Genomic DNA, 14793 nt, shown 5'->3' with positions numbered 1-14793 from the left:
CGATGCGCGCGATGACATGCAGCGCCGCTGAGAAAGTCTGAAAGAGGGAGCCCAAAATGGCTGCGACCGAAGCACATGCGGCACATGGCCATCCGACCGGATGGCGCCGCTGGGTCTATTCGACCAACCACAAGGACATCGGTATCATGTACCTGATGTTCGCTATCATGGCAGGTATCGTTGGCGGCGCGCTCAGCGTCGGCATGCGGATGGAACTTCAGGAACCGGGGATGCAGATCTTCGGTGATCCGCACCTGTTCAACGTGTTCACCACCGCACATGGTCTGATCATGATCTTCTTCATGGTCATGCCGGCCATGATCGGCGGCTACGCCAACTACTTCGTGCCGATCATGATCGGTGCGCCGGACATGGCGTTCCCGCGGATGAACAACATCTCCTTCTGGCTGCTTCCGCCGGCCTTCCTGCTCCTGCTTCTCTCCCTCTTCGTTGAAGGTCCTCCGGGCTCCAACGGTGTCGGTGGCGGCTGGACCATCTATCCGCCGCTGTCCACGTCCGGTCAGCCCGGACCGGCGATGGATCTGGCGATCCTGGCCCTGCACATTGCTGGTGCTTCCTCGATCCTCGGTGCCATCAACTTCATCACGACCATCTTCAACATGCGTGCGCCGGGCATGACCCTGCACAAGATGCCGCTGTTTGCCTGGTCCGTGCTGATCACCGCGTTCCTGCTGCTGCTGTCCCTGCCGGTTCTGGCTGGTGCCATCACCATGCTTTTGACCGACCGTAACTTCGGCACCACGTTCTTTGCGCCTGCCGGTGGCGGTGACCCGATCCTGTTCCAGCACCTGTTCTGGTTCTTCGGTCATCCGGAAGTGTACATCCTGATCCTGCCGGGCTTCGGCATCATCAGCCACATCATTTCCACCTTCTCGCGCAAGCCGATCTTCGGTTACCTCGGCATGGCCTACGCCATGGTCGCCATTGGCGTCGTCGGCTTCATCGTGTGGGCGCACCACATGTACACCGTCGGCATGTCCTCCGAGACGCAGGCCTACTTCGTGGCCGCCACCATGGTGATCGCGGTTCCGACCGGCGTGAAGATCTTCTCGTGGATCGCGACCATGTGGGGTGGTTCCATCGAGTTCCGCACACCTATGGTCTGGGCAATCGGCTTCATCTTCCTGTTCACCGTCGGCGGTGTGACAGGTGTGCAGCTCGCCAACGCCGGTCTCGACCGTGCGTTCCACGACACTTACTTCGTGGTTGCTCACTTCCACTACGTGCTGTCTCTCGGCGCCGTGTTCGCCATCTTCGCGGCCTGGTACTACTGGTTCCCGAAAATGTTCGGCTACATGTACAACGAGACGATCGGCAAGGCCCATTTCTGGATCACCTTCGTGGGCGTGAACCTGGTGTTCTTCCCGCAGCACTTCCTGGGCCTGAACGGCATGCCGCGCCGCTATGTCGACTACCCGGATGCGTTTGCCGGCTGGAACTTCGTTTCCTCCATCGGCTCCTACATCTCGGCCTTTGCGGTTCTGGTGTTCCTCTTCGGCATCGTCGAAGCGTTCTCCAAGAAGCGCGTTGTCGGCAACAACCCGTGGGGCGAAGGTGCAACGACCCTGGAGTGGACCCTGTCTTCTCCTCCGCCGTTCCACCAGTTCGAGACCCTGCCGCGCATCAAGTAATTCGCGGCGGGAGGTTCGCCTCCCGGTCAAGATCAGCACCGCGCCGGTTGCCGGCGCGGTGCTCCCTTTAAAGAAATCTGCCGGGCCATGTGCACCCGGATGCGCGATCCCTGGATCGCGGAAGAAAACAAGAATTCAAAGGACGCGCCTATGTCGCTCGTTGAGCGCCAGGATATGATGAGCCAGGAAACCGCTGTCTGGGACGGCGGCATGGGATCGGTGAGCGACTATGTGGCGCTCCTGAAGCCGCGTGTGATGTCTCTGGTCATCTTCACCGCTTTTGTCGGCCTGATGCTGGCACCAGGCTCCGTGCATCCAGTGCTGGGCGTTGTCGCGATCCTGTGCATTGCCATCGGAGCGGGCGCTTCCGGCGCGCTCAACATGTGGTACGACGCCGACATCGACGAAGTCATGACGCGCACCCGCAAGCGGCCGATCCCGGCCGGCAAGGTCACGCGTGAGGAAGCGCTTGCCTTCGGTGTGACGCTGTCCATCGGTTCGGTTGTGCTGCTCGGCCTTCTGGTCAACTGGTTTGCCGGTGCATTCCTGGCCTTCACCATCTTCTTTTACGTGATCGTCTATACGATGTGGCTGAAGCGTTCGACGCCGCAGAACATTGTTATCGGCGGCGCAGCCGGGGCGTTTCCTCCGATGATCGGCTGGGCTGCCGTTACCGGAAGCGTAAGCCTGGAAAGCTTCGTGCTCTTCCTGATCATCTTCATGTGGACACCGCCGCACTTCTGGGCGCTGGCACTGGTCAAGAACGGCGACTATCAGGCCGCCAAGATCCCGATGCTGCCAGTTGTTGCCGGCGAGACCGTGACACGGCATCATATTCTGGCTTATGCCATCCTGCTCGCACCCATCGGTGTCGCGCCTTACCTGCTTGGCTTTGCAAGCCCCGTCTACGGCATTGCATCCGCTCTTCTGAGTGCCATCTTCGTCGGCCTTTCCTTTGACGTCTGGCGCAAGCGCGAGGGCGATCCGGCGAAGGCCGCGTGCTGGCGTCTGTTCAAGTTTTCAATCTTTTACCTGTTCATGCTGTTTGCCCTGCTTCTGGGCGAGAGCCTGATTGCAGGAGTGTGACGTGATGGCCAAGGAAGAGCAGGGCATTGCGCTCACCGAAGAGCAGAAGAAGAAGCGCCGGTCGCGGTCGATTGCAATCGCCTGCGTGCTCGGCGGCCTCGTCGTGCTGTTCTATGTCGTGACCATCGTCAAACTGGGCCCCGGTATCCTGGACCGGGCGCTTTGAGGGAGATCGTGTGAGCAACGGACAAGACACTTCAAACCTGTCACGCAGCAACCGCAAGGTCGCGGTGGTTTGCGCTGGCGTGTTCATGTTCATGGTCGGGGCGGCCTATGCCGCCGTGCCGCTCTACAATCTTTTCTGCCGTGTCACCGGGTTTGGTGGCACCACGCAGGTTGCCACGGCTGAAAGCGACGTGATCATCGACCGCAAGATCACCGTGCGCTTCGACGGCAACGTCAATCACGAGCTGCCCTGGAAATTCAAACCGGTGCAGCGTTCGGTCACGCTCCAGATGGGCGAAACCGCTCAACTGGAATATGTGGCAACCAACACGGGTTCCGGCAGGACCGTCGGCACGTCGACTTTCAACGTGTCGCCGCCGACGGCCGGAGCCTATTTCAACAAGCTGCAATGCTTCTGCTTTACCGAGCAGGCGCTGGAAAGCGGCGAGACTGTTCAGATGCCGGTCGTTTTCTTCGTCGACCCGGAAATGGACAAGGATCCTGAGCTGAAACACGTGAAGGAAATCACTTTGTCCTACACCTTCTTCCCGGTAGAAGAACCGGAACGTCCTGTTGCAGCAAAGGCCGAGAAGGCCGCAGCTGAAACAAAATTCGAGTGATTGGCGCATCCGCGCTTGAAATGACTGTCTTTGGGGAGCTTGCCGATGGCTGAGGCACATACCAAAAACCACGATTACCACTTGGTCGATCCGAGTCCGTGGCCGTTCATCGCATCCGTCGGTGCATTCGTCATGGCACTGGGTGCCATCGGCTTCATGAAATATGCACAGGGCACGGAGTTCGTGCTGCTTGGCCTGGATCTCACTGGCTGGGGCCTGTTCGCTATCGGGCTGCTGATCGTCCTTTATGTGATGTTCGGCTGGTGGCGCGACACCGTTCGCGAATCCGCTCAGGGTCACCACACCCGGGTGGTCTCGCTGCATCTTCGCTACGGCATGCTGCTGTTCATCGCTTCTGAAGTGATGTTCTTCGTTGCATGGTTCTGGGCCTACTTCGATGCATCGCTCTTCACCAGCGAAGCCATCCAGTATGCCCGTGTCGAGGCAACTGGCGGTCACTGGCCGCCTGCCGGCATCGAAACATTCGATCCCTGGCACCTGCCGCTGCTCAACACCCTGATCCTGCTGTGCTCCGGCACCACGGTCACCTGGGCACACCATGCGCTGCTGCATAATGACCGCGATGGCCTGAAGTGGGGCCTGACCCTTACGGTTCTGCTGGGTGTTCTCTTCACCGTCTGCCAGGTCTACGAATACATGCACGCTGCGTTCGATTTCGGCGGCAACATCTACGGCGCGACCTTCTTCATGGCGACCGGTTTCCACGGTTTCCACGTTATCGTCGGCACCATCTTCCTGGCCGTCTGCCTGTTCCGGGCACTGGCTGGTCAGTTCACCGTCGAGAAGCACTTCGGTTTCGAAGCTGCCGCATGGTACTGGCACTTCGTTGACGTCGTCTGGCTGTTCCTGTTCGTCTCCATCTACATTTGGGGCGCAGGCACACCGGCCGCTCACTAGGATCGCGCCAAACCGGCACGAGCAACGCCCGATCCGGCCACCGGATCGGGCGTTTTCATTTCAGCTGAGGCTTGAGGCACATCATGGAAGACAAGGCGCATTTTCCACCGGTCAATCCGGTTTCCGCAGGCCTGTCGGGCAAGTGTCCGCGCTGCGGCCAGGGGAAGCTCTTCGACGGTTTCCTGAGCGTCAAGAAATCCTGCATGGCCTGCGGGCTCGACTACTCTTTCGCCGACAGTGGTGACGGCCCGGCGGTTTTCGTCATCATGATCGTCGGGTTTATCGTGGTCGGTCTGGTGCTCTTCGTCGAACTCTCCTACCAGCCGCCGATCTGGGTACACCTGGTCCTCTGGCTACCGCTGACGATCCTGCTGGCCGGCGGAGTGCTTCGACCGCTGAAAGGCCTCATGATTGCGCTTCAGTTCCGGCACAAGGCTGCCGAAGGTCAACTGGACACCGGCAAGGACGACAATTGACCGGGCAGGTCCCGGGAAGACAATCTCATGCGTAAACTCGTTATCCCGACACTCGCTGCCATCGTGGCTCTGGTGGTTCTGCTCAATCTCGGTTTCTGGCAGCTCGACCGCCTGGCCTGGAAAGAAAACCTCATCGAACAGGTGGAAGCCGGTGTTTCGACCCCGCCGGAAACAGCACCCGAACCTGGGGCCTGGGGCGACCTTGCCCCCTCTGACGACTATAGCCATGTCAGGCTCACCGGACGTTTCCTGGAAGGGGCGGTTTTCTATTACACCGCGCTGACTGATCCGGTCGGGCCAGTAAGCGGGCCCGGGGTGATGGTTTATGCACCTTTCGAAACGGATCAGCAGTGGATCGTTCTGGTCAACCGCGGCTTCCTGCCACAAGGGCTCGACAAGGATTCGCGCGAAAAGGCAATCACGCCGCCTGATGGTGCCTGGGAGCTGACCGGACTTTTGCGGCTGAGTGAAAAACCGAACTGGACAACGCCGGAACCCGGTCGGGATGATCGTATCTGGTTCGCACGTGATACGGATGCCATGGCAGCAGAACTGGGCCTCGATCCCGCCAGGCTGGCTCCCTTCAGCATAGATCTCGACGCTTCCTTCACGCCGCCGTCCGGTCTGCCGCAGGCGGGGGAGACCATCGTTCATTTCAAGAACGACCACCTCGGCTATGCGCTGACCTGGTTCGGTCTGGCGGCAACGCTGATCGGTGTCTACCTCACTTACGCTGCAAGTATCCTTTGGCCGCGCAAACGGCAGGCGGGCGAAACGTCGACCAAGTAGGTGGTGCTGGTGGCCTCGTGACACGAAGGAACGTGGCCCCGGAGGGGCAGGAGAACCTAGGCTCTCGGTCGTCGTCGCGGCCAAGCGAAGCGCGAGCCGGGATCGGGGATCCACTGCTTCACTTTTGTCGGCAGGCAGGTTGAAAAGCCCTCGGCTCTCCGGTCACCGATCTCCGCGTCCGGGATGATCTGCTGAGAGGGGGCGATCAAAAAAGGGCCCCGCAGGGCCCTTCATCATTTCTCCTGCAAGCTTGCAAACAGCTTAGCCGAGTGCTTCCAGGATTGCGGCGGCACCGGACTTTACGGCTTCGCCCGGAGCGTCTTCAATAGCCAGGAAGGTGATCACGCCATCCTTGGCAATCAGCGCGAAACGCTGTGAGCGCAGGTGACCGAAGATCGGTGCCGGCCCGAGGCCGAGGCCTGCGGCTTCGACAAAGCCGGCAGCCGTGTCTGACAGGAACGTGATGCTGTCGCCGGCGCTGGAGGCTTTCTTCCAGGCGTCCATGACGAAGACATCGTTCACGGACAGGACAGCAATGGTGTCGACACCCTTGTTCTTCAGCGTTTCCGCATGCTCGATGAAGCCCGGCAGGTGGTTCATGTGGCAGGTCGGGGTGAAGGCACCCGGCACGCCGAACAGCACAACGGTCTTGCCGGATGTCAGCTCGCCGGTCGATATTTCGCCGGGGCCGTCCGCGGTCATGGTGTTGAATGTTGCCTCAGGAAGACGATCCCCAACAGAAAGTGTCATAGTGAATATCCCTTGATTGACCGGCTGCGGCGAAACGGCAGCCCCGCGACACAGATAGGGCTTTGTTGGCCGTCCGTCGAGGGAAGTTGAGGCAAAAGCGGTTCGATAGACAGACCGGCAGGAGGCAGTTTCTATTTCACCCAGGCCGGATCAATGGGAAACAGCTGCTCGACCGCCCGACCGCCCGCAGTCAGCACAAGGCGCAGATCGTCGTCGGTCTCAGTTGTTTTCATGCCTTTGAGTGGCAAGCGCCAGAGTGTCTTTTCACCACCTTGGCCGGCAGGTTTAGGCAGGCCGATATAGGAGCCTTCGGGAGCTGCTGCAAAAAGATCCGGCGTGGTGTCGTCAGGCGCCTGGACCTCGATCTCCACTGCATCGCCCGATGCCGACAGGGCTATCGCACTTATCTTCAGATCCGCGGACGGCTGCTTGGCAGGCACGGCCTCGAGGTCTCGTAGGATCAGTGTCTGGGCAAGGCTGTCGGTCTGGTCATCCGGGGTCAGATCAAGCGTCAGGGAGGCCTCTCCGGGAACGCAGATCTCGTTGCAGATACCAAAGAAAACGTCCAGGGAAAGCGTCACGGTTTGACCGGGATTTTCAGGTTCGACCCGCAGAGGCAGAACAATGCCATTGTGATAGACGATCGATTCAGAAAAGCCGTCGTCATAGCGCTCCGGCGCAGGATAGAGCACCTCGGTGGTCTTGATGTTTGCGCTTCCGGTCGTATCGATCTGGGGCGGAATTCCGGCTTCGCCAGGATAGCGCCAATAGGTGTGCCAGCCCGGTTCCAGAAGGAACTCCAAACCGGCTTCATAATGGCCGTCCTTCATGGGGCCCGAGGCGATCAGCCTGACGGCGCCTCCCTGAACTTCCGTCCAGCCGGTCATGGCGGCATGGGCGGGTGGAGCAAAAACAAAAATAGTGAGCGCAAGGGCAAGGACAGAGCGTTTCATGCCTTCTTTGCTACACGAGTTTCAGGCAAGCGTCATCGGCCAGACTGGGCAATCCAGGTCATATCCTTGTGACGCTGAAGTGAGCCGGTTGCCATTCGGCGAGCACAAACAGACATTAACAAAGCCCGGCAAAGGGGCTATGCTTTCCCTTGGGCAGAGAGCGTCAACAGAAAACGAGGTACGCATGGCCGGATCCGCAGCAACAGATTCCCTTGAAGGTCAGTTTCTGATTGCGATGCCGGGCATGTCAGACAGCCGGTTCGAACATTCTGTGATTTATCTGTGCTCTCATTCGGACCAGGGCGCAATGGGTCTCGTGGTGAACCAGGTGGCCCGCCATCTGTCACTGGAAGAGCTTCTGATTCAACTCGATATCGTCAACGACGATGGTGCCATTCGCCTGCCGTCGAAAGTCCGCGACATGAGCGTTCACAAGGGTGGCCCGGTAGAGGTCGAACGCGGCTTCGTGTTGCATAGCGACGATTTCATGCTGAACCAGTCGACCCTTGCCATTGATAACGGCATCTGCCTGACGGCAACATTGGAGATCCTGCGGGCGCTTGCGCAAGGGACCGGCCCCACCCAGGCCATGCTGGCCCTCGGTTATGCGGGCTGGGCTCCGGGGCAGCTTGAAAACGAAATCCAGGCCAATGGGTGGCTGACGGCTCCGGCCGATCCGGACATCCTGTTCGATCAGGCCTCCGACAAGAAATGGCATCGCGCGCTCGCCAGCATGGGTATCGACCCCGCCATGCTCTATGCCGATGCAGGGCACGCCTGACGGCGCTGACGTCACGGCCGGTTTCGCAAAACTTGTCTCTCCACGGTCATCATTTTAGCCAAAAGCGACTTGCGCTTGAATGTTATGGCGCGTAAGTCGCATCAATGGCATGGTTTGTTTCAAATCTGCCGGAATTCAAGTAGGCTGATCCTTCTCGCATCAGAGGTCTGGCAAACAGGCAGGGGACGCGGGCGTCCCGCGACAAACAAAGCAAGAGGAACGTTGCGCGGTGAAATACATCAGTACGCGTGGTGAAGCACCAGTTCTGGAATTTTCCGATGTCCTGCTACAGGGGCTCGCACGCGACGGCGGACTTTATTTACCCGAAACCTGGCCGCAATTTGATGCCGACACCATCGCGTCTTTCGCCGGTAAACCCTATCAGGATGTTGCCTTCGAGGTTATTTCACCCTTCGTGGCTGGCGCCATTCCCGAAGACGATCTGAAGTCCATGATTGCAGAAGCCTATGACGGCTTCCGCCACCCGGCCGTGACGCCGCTTGTCCAGACCGGACCGAACACTTTCATCCTTGAACTCTTCCACGGCCCGACGCTGGCGTTCAAGGACGTCGCGATGCAGTTGCTTGGCCGGATGATGGACTATGTCCTGACCGAGCGCGGCTTGCGCGCGACCATTGTCGGCGCAACTTCCGGAGACACCGGCGGCGCCGCCATCGAGGCCTTCCGCGGGCGCGAGCGTACCGATATCTTCATCCTGTTTCCCGACGGACGCGTTTCCAGCGTGCAGCGCCGCCAGATGACGACCCCGGCGGAAAAGAACGTTCATGCCCTGGCACTAAACGGCGACTTTGATGATTGCCAGGCCATCGTCAAAGGCATGTTCAACCATTTCTCCTTCCGCGACAGGGTTGCCCTTTCCGGCGTCAATTCGATCAACTGGGCGCGGATCCTGGCGCAGATCGTCTATTATTTCGTCGCAGGCGCTGCCCTTGGCGCGCCGCATCGCAAGATCTCCTTCACGGTGCCGACCGGCAACTTCGGTGATATTTTTGCCGGCTATGCCGCCATGCAGATGGGGCTTCCCGTCGAGAAGCTGGTGGTGGCGACCAATGTCAACGACATCCTGGCGCGGACACTCAAGACCGGGCGTTATGAAAAGCGCGGCGTGACGCCGACCATTTCTCCGTCCATGGACATCCAGGTGTCCTCCAATTTCGAGCGGCTTCTGGCGGAGGTCTGCGGACGCGATGGCGCGGCAGTCCGGCGCATGATGAACCAGTTGAGCCAGTCCGGCAGTTTCGAGATCGAGGAAGGCCCACTCCGCGCCATGCGCGCGGTTTTCGGCGCAGGCCGCTGCAACGAGGACGAAACGGCATCGACCATTGCCGAACTGTGGAACGAGGCAGGCTATTTGCTGGACCCGCACACGGCAATCGGTGTCCATGTGGCGAAAGACCACGATAACGGCGAGACACCGATGGTGGTGTTGGGCACGGCGCATCCGGCCAAATTCCCGGATGCGGTGGAAAGGGCTTCAGGAAACCGGCCGGAGCTGCCGGAAAACCTGAAGGATATGATGACTGCGGAGGAGCGCCAGCAGGTTCTGGCGGCGGATCAGGGCGTGGTGGAGCGATACATCGAAGATCACGCCCGGGCCGTTACTGCTGGGGTGTGAGCATATGAAAGTACAAACAACAATCCTCGATAACGGGATGACGGTCGTCACCGACCAGATGCCTCATCTGAAAACGGCGGCTCTTGGCGTGTGGGTGCGAACCGGATCCCGCGCGGAGAATGTGCATCAGAACGGGATAACCCATCTTCTGGAGCATATGGCCTTCAAGGGCACCAAGACCCGCACGGCGCGTGGCATCGCAGAAGAGATCGAGGCCGTCGGTGGTGAGCTGAACGCTTCCACAAGCATCGAACACACCAATTACTACGCGCGTATCCTGGCTGAGGACACGCCGCTTGCGGTCGATATTCTCGCTGACATCCTGCAGAATTCCACATTCGATGCCCAGGAGCTGACGCGCGAACAACATGTGATCCTTCAGGAAATAGGCGCGGCAAACGACTCCCCCGACGATCAGGCTTTCGATCTGTTCCAGGAAACCGCCTGGCCGGACCAGGCCATCGGACGGCCGATCCTCGGAACGCCGGAAACGGTGCAGGGGTTCAACCGCGACGCACTCAACGCCTATCTCGCCGATCGCTACCGGGCACCCGACATGGTGCTGGCCGCTGCCGGCGCGGTTGATCATGAAGAGCTTGTCGCTCTTGCCCGCGAGAAGTTCGGCGGTTTCAACTCCGAGCCTGCAGCTCCCGAATCCGAAGCACGCTACCGCGGCGGCGAAACCCTTCGGCCGAAAGAACTGATGGAAGCACAGGTTCTGATCGGTTTCGAAGGTCGGCCCTACAAGTCCAAGGACTATTACGCCATCCAGATCCTGGCATCGGTCCTGGGCGGTGGCATGTCCTCGCGCCTGTTCCAGGAAATCCGGGAGAAGCACGGCCTTTGCTACGCCATCTACAGCTTCCACTGGGCGTTTTCCGATACCGGACTGTTCGGCCTGCATGCGGCCACCAGCCAGGAAGACCTGGCTGCGCTGATGCCGATGATCGTGGACGAACTGATCGCCGCCACCCAGACGATCACCGACGAGGAAGTCGCCCGCTCCAGGGCGCAGATCCGCGCGGGACTGATGATGGCGCTGGAAAGCCCGGCAGCACGCGCCGGACAGATTGCCCGTCAGATCCTCGTGCACAACCGCGTGCTCGATCCGGACGAGATCTCCTCGAAGATCGAAGCGGTGACAGCTGCTGATATCCGCAGGGTCGCGCACGAGACTTTCGTGGGCACGGTGCCGACCCTGACTGCGATCGGGCCGGTTGACGGTATCATGACTGCGGACGAACTCGCAGGACGGCTTCAGCAAAGCCCGGTCCTGCGGGCCGCATCCATGTAAGTCGGACAGAACAAGGCGGAGAGTGGGGCATGGCGCTGTTACGGCCGGGAGCAACACCTGACGCCGAACTCCTGATCGAGGCCGGTGGTTATTATCTTCGCCCGCCGATCATGTACGACTTCAAGCCCTGGGCGGAACTTCGCGGCGAAAGCCGGGCCTTCCTGAAGCCCTGGGAACCGCTCTGGCCGTCCGATGATCTCACCCGAACCGGCTTTCGCCGCCGCTTGCGCCGCTATTCGAAGGACCGCAAGGAAGGGCGCAGCCTGTCGTTCCTGCTGTTTCGCGCGCGCAGCAACGAGATCCTCGGCGGACTGACACTCAGTAATATCCGCAGGGGTGTCAGCCAGACTGCGACACTTGGCTACTGGATGGGCGAGCGGCACGCCGGAAAAGGACATATGTCCTCGGCTGTCGCCATGATCTTGCCGTTTTGTTTCGACGTGTTGAACCTTCATCGTATTGAAGCGGCATGTCTGCCAACGAACATGCCGTCCATCCGTCTGCTCGAAAATGCCGGGTTCCACCGGGAAGGCTACGCACGCAACTATCTGTTAATTAACGGGACCTGGCAGGATCATCTTCTGTTTGCCTGTTTGGCGGAAGACCATGCGTCGCGACCTGAAAAGGTGGCACCGAGCGTCGAGGGAATCTTGAAAGAATTCTTGTGACATGCGCCACAACCCGGTACTTCTTCGCCCCATGTCGATTGTGATACCGGATCCGAAAACAAGCGTGATCAGAAACCTTGTCATTGCTCTGACGTTGTTTGCAACGTTGCTTGCCACCCTGCCTGCGCGGGCGCTGGAGCCGATCCCTGTTCCGATCGACGTCGAAGCACTGGACATCACCAATTCCGTCGACCTGCATCGCGAAGCCGGGACCCGGCTGCAGGTGTCGACCGCACCGGGTGCGGACGGCATCGTGCGCCGTATCGAGGTTCCCTCCCGCGATGGTACCAACACCAACTGGGCGGTGTTTGCGCTGGCCAACACCAGCGATGAACAGATCGACCGGCTGATCGTTGCGCCAAATTACAAGCTGGTCGGCTCCGACCTGTTCTGGCCGGATCTCGGTTCCTCGCGCATTCTGGCGATCACACCGAGCCAGGGCATCGCTCCCGAACGTCAGAAAAGCCTTGAGGCAGACGTCTTCCTGGTCACGCTCGACCCGGGGTCGATCGTCACCTTCGTCGCTGAAATGACGACGCCGAACCTGCCGGAAATCCGGATCTGGGAACCGGACGTCTACGAGGAAACCGTCAACGCCTACACGCTCTACCGTGGCATCATTCTGGGCATCTCCGGCCTGCTGGCCCTGTTCCTCACCATCTTGTTCGTGGTCAAGGGCACGGTCATGTTTCCGGCCACCGCGGCACTTGCCTGGTCGGTGCTGGCCTATCTGTGCATCGATTTCGGCTTCTGGGGCATGGTGTTCAATCTGGAGGGTGGCGGCAGCCAGCTTGCGCGCGCCTGCGCCGAGGTCATGCTCGCGGCCAGCTTGATCATCTTCCTGTACGCCTACCTGAACCTCAATCGCTGGAACATTCATTATTCCCATCTGGCGCTGACGACGCTGATCCTGATCCTGGGTCTGCTTGGCGTTGCCGTTTGGGATCCTTCGATTGCAGCCGGCATCGCCCGTCTTGCGCTGGCCATCATCGGCTTGCTCGGGTTCGTCACCATCGCGGTGCTGGCCTTCCAGCACTATGACCGCGCCATCCTGCTGATCCCGACCTGGTGCCTGCTGATGGCCTGGCTGGTCGGGGCGGCGATGACCGTAACCGGCTATCTGTCCAACGACATCGTTCAGCCCGCGCTCGGCGGTGGTCTTGTTCTCATCGTGCTGCTGATCGGCTTCACGGTGATGCAGCACGCCTTTGCCGGTGGCGCGATTGCGCAGGGGCTTATCTCCGATGTCGAACGCAAGGCACTGGCCCTGACGGGTGCCGGTGACATCATCTGGGACTGGGACATCGACCGCGACCGCATTTACACGGGCAACGAGGTCGAAGACCTGCTCAACCTGAAGCGTGGCACCCTGGAAGGGCCTGCGCGCGACTGGCTGGACATCCTGCATCCCCAGGACCGTGACCGGTTCCGGGCGACGCTCGACGCGGTCATCGATCAGCGTCGCGGCAAGGTAACCCAGACCTTCCGTCTGCGCTCAGAAGACGGTCACTTCCGCTGGTTCCGCCTGCGGGCCCGGCCGATCATCGGATCGGACGGCGAGGTGATCCGCTGCGTGGGCACGCTCCTGGACGTGACCGAGGAGCGCACGGCGGAAGAACGCCTTCTGCACGATGCCGTCCACGACAATCTGACCGGTCTGCCGAACCGCGAACTCTTCGTCGACCGCTTGCGCACCAGCGTCATCCGGTCGCGTGCGGAAGAAACCTCCAAGCCGACCTTGCTCGTGCTCAATCTTGACCGCTTCAAGCAGGTCAACGACAGCATTGGCCTGTCTGCCGGCGACAGCATTCTCTTGACGGTGGCGCGTCGTCTCGGCCGACTGATCGGCCAGCAGGATACGCTGGGACGTCTTTCCGGCGACCAGTACGGCCTTGTTCTCCTGTCCGAGCAGGAGCCGGACCGGATTGTCGCGCTGGCGGATTCGCTGCGCAAGGCGGTCCGCGCACCGATCACCTTCGGCGACCGGGAGATCTTTCTGACCTGCTCCGTCGGCATTGCCTTCTTCGAAGGTGGCAAACAGGCGGTCGAGGACATGGTCACCAATGCGGAGATCGCCCTCAATCACGCCAAGCGCCTGGGTGGTGACCGCCAGGAAGTGTTCCGTCCGATCTTGCGCCCGCTCGACAAGAACATCGTCGATCTGGAAGCCGACCTGCGCGAAGCGATCAAGAAGGAAACGCTGGGTGTCTACTTCCAGCCGATCATCCGGTTGGAAGACCAGGCGGTAGCCGGCTTCGAAGTGCTGGCGCGCTGGAACCACGCCAAGCGCGGCAAGATTTCACCTTCGGAATTCATTCCCGTCGCAGAGCAGTCCGGTCTCATCAACGAACTGGGCATCTACATGCTCGACAAGGGCGCACAGCAGCTGGCGTTCTGGCAGCGCGAGTTCCCGATGCAGCAGCCTTTGTTCGCTTCGGTGAATCTCTCGTCCCGTCAGCTGTTGAAACAGGACCTGATCAACGATGTGAAGGCCGTTCTGTCGAGAACATCGCTGGCACCGGGAACGTTGAAGCTGGAACTGACGGAATCACTCGTCATGTCCAACCCGGAATATTCCGCCAAGGTGCTCGAGCGCCTTCGCGGGCTGGGGGCAGGCCTGTCCCTCGACGACTTCGGCACCGGCCATTCATCGTTGTCCTATCTGCAGCGGTTCCCGTTCGACACGATCAAGATCGACCAGTCCTTCGTCAAACCCAACGGGTCTTCCGCCCGGCCGGTCCTGCTCAGGACAATCGTCGCCATGGGGCATGACCTTGGCATGTCTGTCGTTGCAGAAGGAGCGGAGAGCGAGAACGATGCGCTGGAGCTCTACCAGCTCGGCTGCGAATACGCTCAAGGCTTCTACTTCGGCGAGGCCGTCACGGCAGCGGAAGCCACCAAGATCCTGCGCAAGATGCCAGCGGAAGCCGAAACGGCCTGACATTGGCCGGCACCTATCGTGCCGGCTGATCTTGCGTCAGGGGCTCTGACAGCAGTTTCCCACA

Annotated in this window: 14 protein-coding genes; 12 read left to right on the top strand and 2 right to left on the bottom strand. The window is 60.3% G+C overall.

Annotated features, from left to right (window positions below; genetic code table 11):
* Positions 1-56: 56 nt before the first annotated feature.
* The 7 genes from ctaD to B0E33_RS06375 all read left to right on the top strand — a co-directional run bounded on the left by ctaD (position 57) and on the right by B0E33_RS06375 (position 5706).
* Positions 57-1652: a cytochrome c oxidase subunit I gene (gene ctaD, locus B0E33_RS06400; RefSeq protein ID WP_062490261.1), complete on the top strand. Its 1596-nt coding sequence runs from the start codon at positions 57-59 to the stop codon at positions 1650-1652.
* A 150-nt stretch (positions 1653-1802) separates the two neighbouring features.
* Positions 1803-2738: a heme o synthase gene (locus tag B0E33_RS06395; protein WP_031269734.1), complete on the top strand. Its 936-nt coding sequence runs from the start codon at positions 1803-1805 to the stop codon at positions 2736-2738.
* A gap of 4 nt (positions 2739-2742) precedes the next feature.
* Positions 2743-2904 (top strand): cytochrome c oxidase system small membrane protein, encoded by a 162-nt coding sequence (locus B0E33_RS31090; protein WP_023002021.1) that lies wholly within the window; start codon positions 2743-2745, stop codon positions 2902-2904.
* A gap of 10 nt (positions 2905-2914) precedes the next feature.
* Positions 2915-3523, top strand: a complete 609-nt coding sequence (locus B0E33_RS06390; protein WP_023002020.1) for a cytochrome c oxidase assembly protein — start codon at positions 2915-2917, stop codon at positions 3521-3523.
* A gap of 45 nt (positions 3524-3568) precedes the next feature.
* Positions 3569-4441 (top strand): cytochrome c oxidase subunit 3, encoded by an 873-nt coding sequence (locus B0E33_RS06385; protein ID WP_062490256.1) that lies wholly within the window; start codon positions 3569-3571, stop codon positions 4439-4441.
* Positions 4442-4521: 80 nt separating this feature from the next.
* Positions 4522-4917, top strand: coding sequence for a DUF983 domain-containing protein (locus tag B0E33_RS06380; protein ID WP_031269732.1), 396 nt, complete (start codon positions 4522-4524; stop codon positions 4915-4917).
* A 27-nt stretch (positions 4918-4944) separates the two neighbouring features.
* Positions 4945-5706 carry an SURF1 family protein gene (locus B0E33_RS06375; RefSeq protein ID WP_077290727.1) on the top strand — a complete coding sequence of 254 codons (762 nt, stop codon included), beginning with the start codon at positions 4945-4947 and terminating at the stop codon, positions 5704-5706.
* 261 nt (positions 5707-5967) lie between these two features.
* Here the strand turns inward: B0E33_RS06375 and B0E33_RS06370 are convergent, their stop codons facing one another.
* Both B0E33_RS06370 and B0E33_RS06365 read right to left on the bottom strand, forming a co-directional pair.
* Positions 5968-6456, bottom strand: coding sequence for a peroxiredoxin (locus B0E33_RS06370; protein WP_055657820.1), 489 nt, complete (start codon positions 6454-6456; stop codon positions 5968-5970).
* A 131-nt stretch (positions 6457-6587) separates the two neighbouring features.
* A complete protein-coding gene (locus tag B0E33_RS06365) occupies positions 6588-7409 on the bottom strand; it encodes a protein-disulfide reductase DsbD domain-containing protein (RefSeq protein ID WP_062490253.1) in 822 nt (273 codons plus the stop codon).
* Positions 7410-7593: 184 nt separating this feature from the next.
* On the opposite strand from B0E33_RS06365, the gene B0E33_RS06360 reads away from it, so the two are divergent.
* From B0E33_RS06360 to B0E33_RS06340, 5 genes are all read left to right on the top strand, one after another.
* Positions 7594-8190, top strand: a complete 597-nt coding sequence (locus B0E33_RS06360) for a YqgE/AlgH family protein (protein WP_023002014.1) — start codon at positions 7594-7596, stop codon at positions 8188-8190.
* A 229-nt stretch (positions 8191-8419) separates the two neighbouring features.
* A complete protein-coding gene (gene thrC / locus B0E33_RS06355) occupies positions 8420-9826 on the top strand; it encodes a threonine synthase (protein ID WP_077290726.1) in 1407 nt (468 codons plus the stop codon).
* Positions 9827-9830: 4 nt separating this feature from the next.
* On the top strand, positions 9831-11120 hold the full coding sequence (locus B0E33_RS06350) for a M16 family metallopeptidase (protein WP_031269731.1): 1290 nt from the start codon (positions 9831-9833) through the stop codon (positions 11118-11120).
* A gap of 29 nt (positions 11121-11149) precedes the next feature.
* On the top strand, positions 11150-11788 hold the full coding sequence (locus B0E33_RS06345; RefSeq protein ID WP_023002011.1) for a GNAT family N-acetyltransferase: 639 nt from the start codon (positions 11150-11152) through the stop codon (positions 11786-11788).
* A gap of 31 nt (positions 11789-11819) precedes the next feature.
* Positions 11820-14729, top strand: coding sequence for an EAL domain-containing protein (locus B0E33_RS06340; protein ID WP_023002010.1), 2910 nt, complete (start codon positions 11820-11822; stop codon positions 14727-14729).
* Positions 14730-14793: the final 64 nt, after the last annotated feature.

Source organism: Roseibium algicola, from assembly GCF_001999245.1.
Taxonomy (GTDB): Bacteria; Pseudomonadota; Alphaproteobacteria; order Rhizobiales; family Stappiaceae; genus Roseibium; species Roseibium algicola.
The sequence above is the reverse complement of the archived record's forward strand: the minus strand, read 5'-3'. Positions and strand labels throughout refer to the sequence as shown.

What these genes read in the sequence shown, in the direction of transcription:
- ctaD (WP_062490261.1), top strand. Translation starts at nt 57, where the DNA reads ATGGCTGCGACCGAAGCACATGCGGCACATGGCCATCCGACCGGATGG.
- B0E33_RS06395 (WP_031269734.1), top strand. Translation starts at nt 1,803, where the DNA reads ATGTCGCTCGTTGAGCGCCAGGATATGATGAGCCAGGAAACCGCTGTC.
- B0E33_RS31090 (WP_023002021.1), top strand. Translation starts at nt 2,743, where the DNA reads ATGGCCAAGGAAGAGCAGGGCATTGCGCTCACCGAAGAGCAGAAGAAG.
- B0E33_RS06385 (WP_062490256.1), top strand. Translation starts at nt 3,569, where the DNA reads ATGGCTGAGGCACATACCAAAAACCACGATTACCACTTGGTCGATCCG.
- B0E33_RS06375 (WP_077290727.1), top strand. Translation starts at nt 4,945, where the DNA reads ATGCGTAAACTCGTTATCCCGACACTCGCTGCCATCGTGGCTCTGGTG.
- B0E33_RS06370 (WP_055657820.1), bottom strand. Translation starts at nt 6,456, where the DNA reads ATGACACTTTCTGTTGGGGATCGTCTTCCTGAGGCAACATTCAACACC.
- B0E33_RS06365 (WP_062490253.1), bottom strand. Translation starts at nt 7,409, where the DNA reads ATGAAACGCTCTGTCCTTGCCCTTGCGCTCACTATTTTTGTTTTTGCT.
- B0E33_RS06360 (WP_023002014.1), top strand. Translation starts at nt 7,594, where the DNA reads ATGGCCGGATCCGCAGCAACAGATTCCCTTGAAGGTCAGTTTCTGATT.
- B0E33_RS06350 (WP_031269731.1), top strand. Translation starts at nt 9,831, where the DNA reads ATGAAAGTACAAACAACAATCCTCGATAACGGGATGACGGTCGTCACC.
- B0E33_RS06345 (WP_023002011.1), top strand. Translation starts at nt 11,150, where the DNA reads ATGGCGCTGTTACGGCCGGGAGCAACACCTGACGCCGAACTCCTGATC.
- B0E33_RS06340 (WP_023002010.1), top strand. Translation starts at nt 11,820, where the DNA reads ATGTCGATTGTGATACCGGATCCGAAAACAAGCGTGATCAGAAACCTT.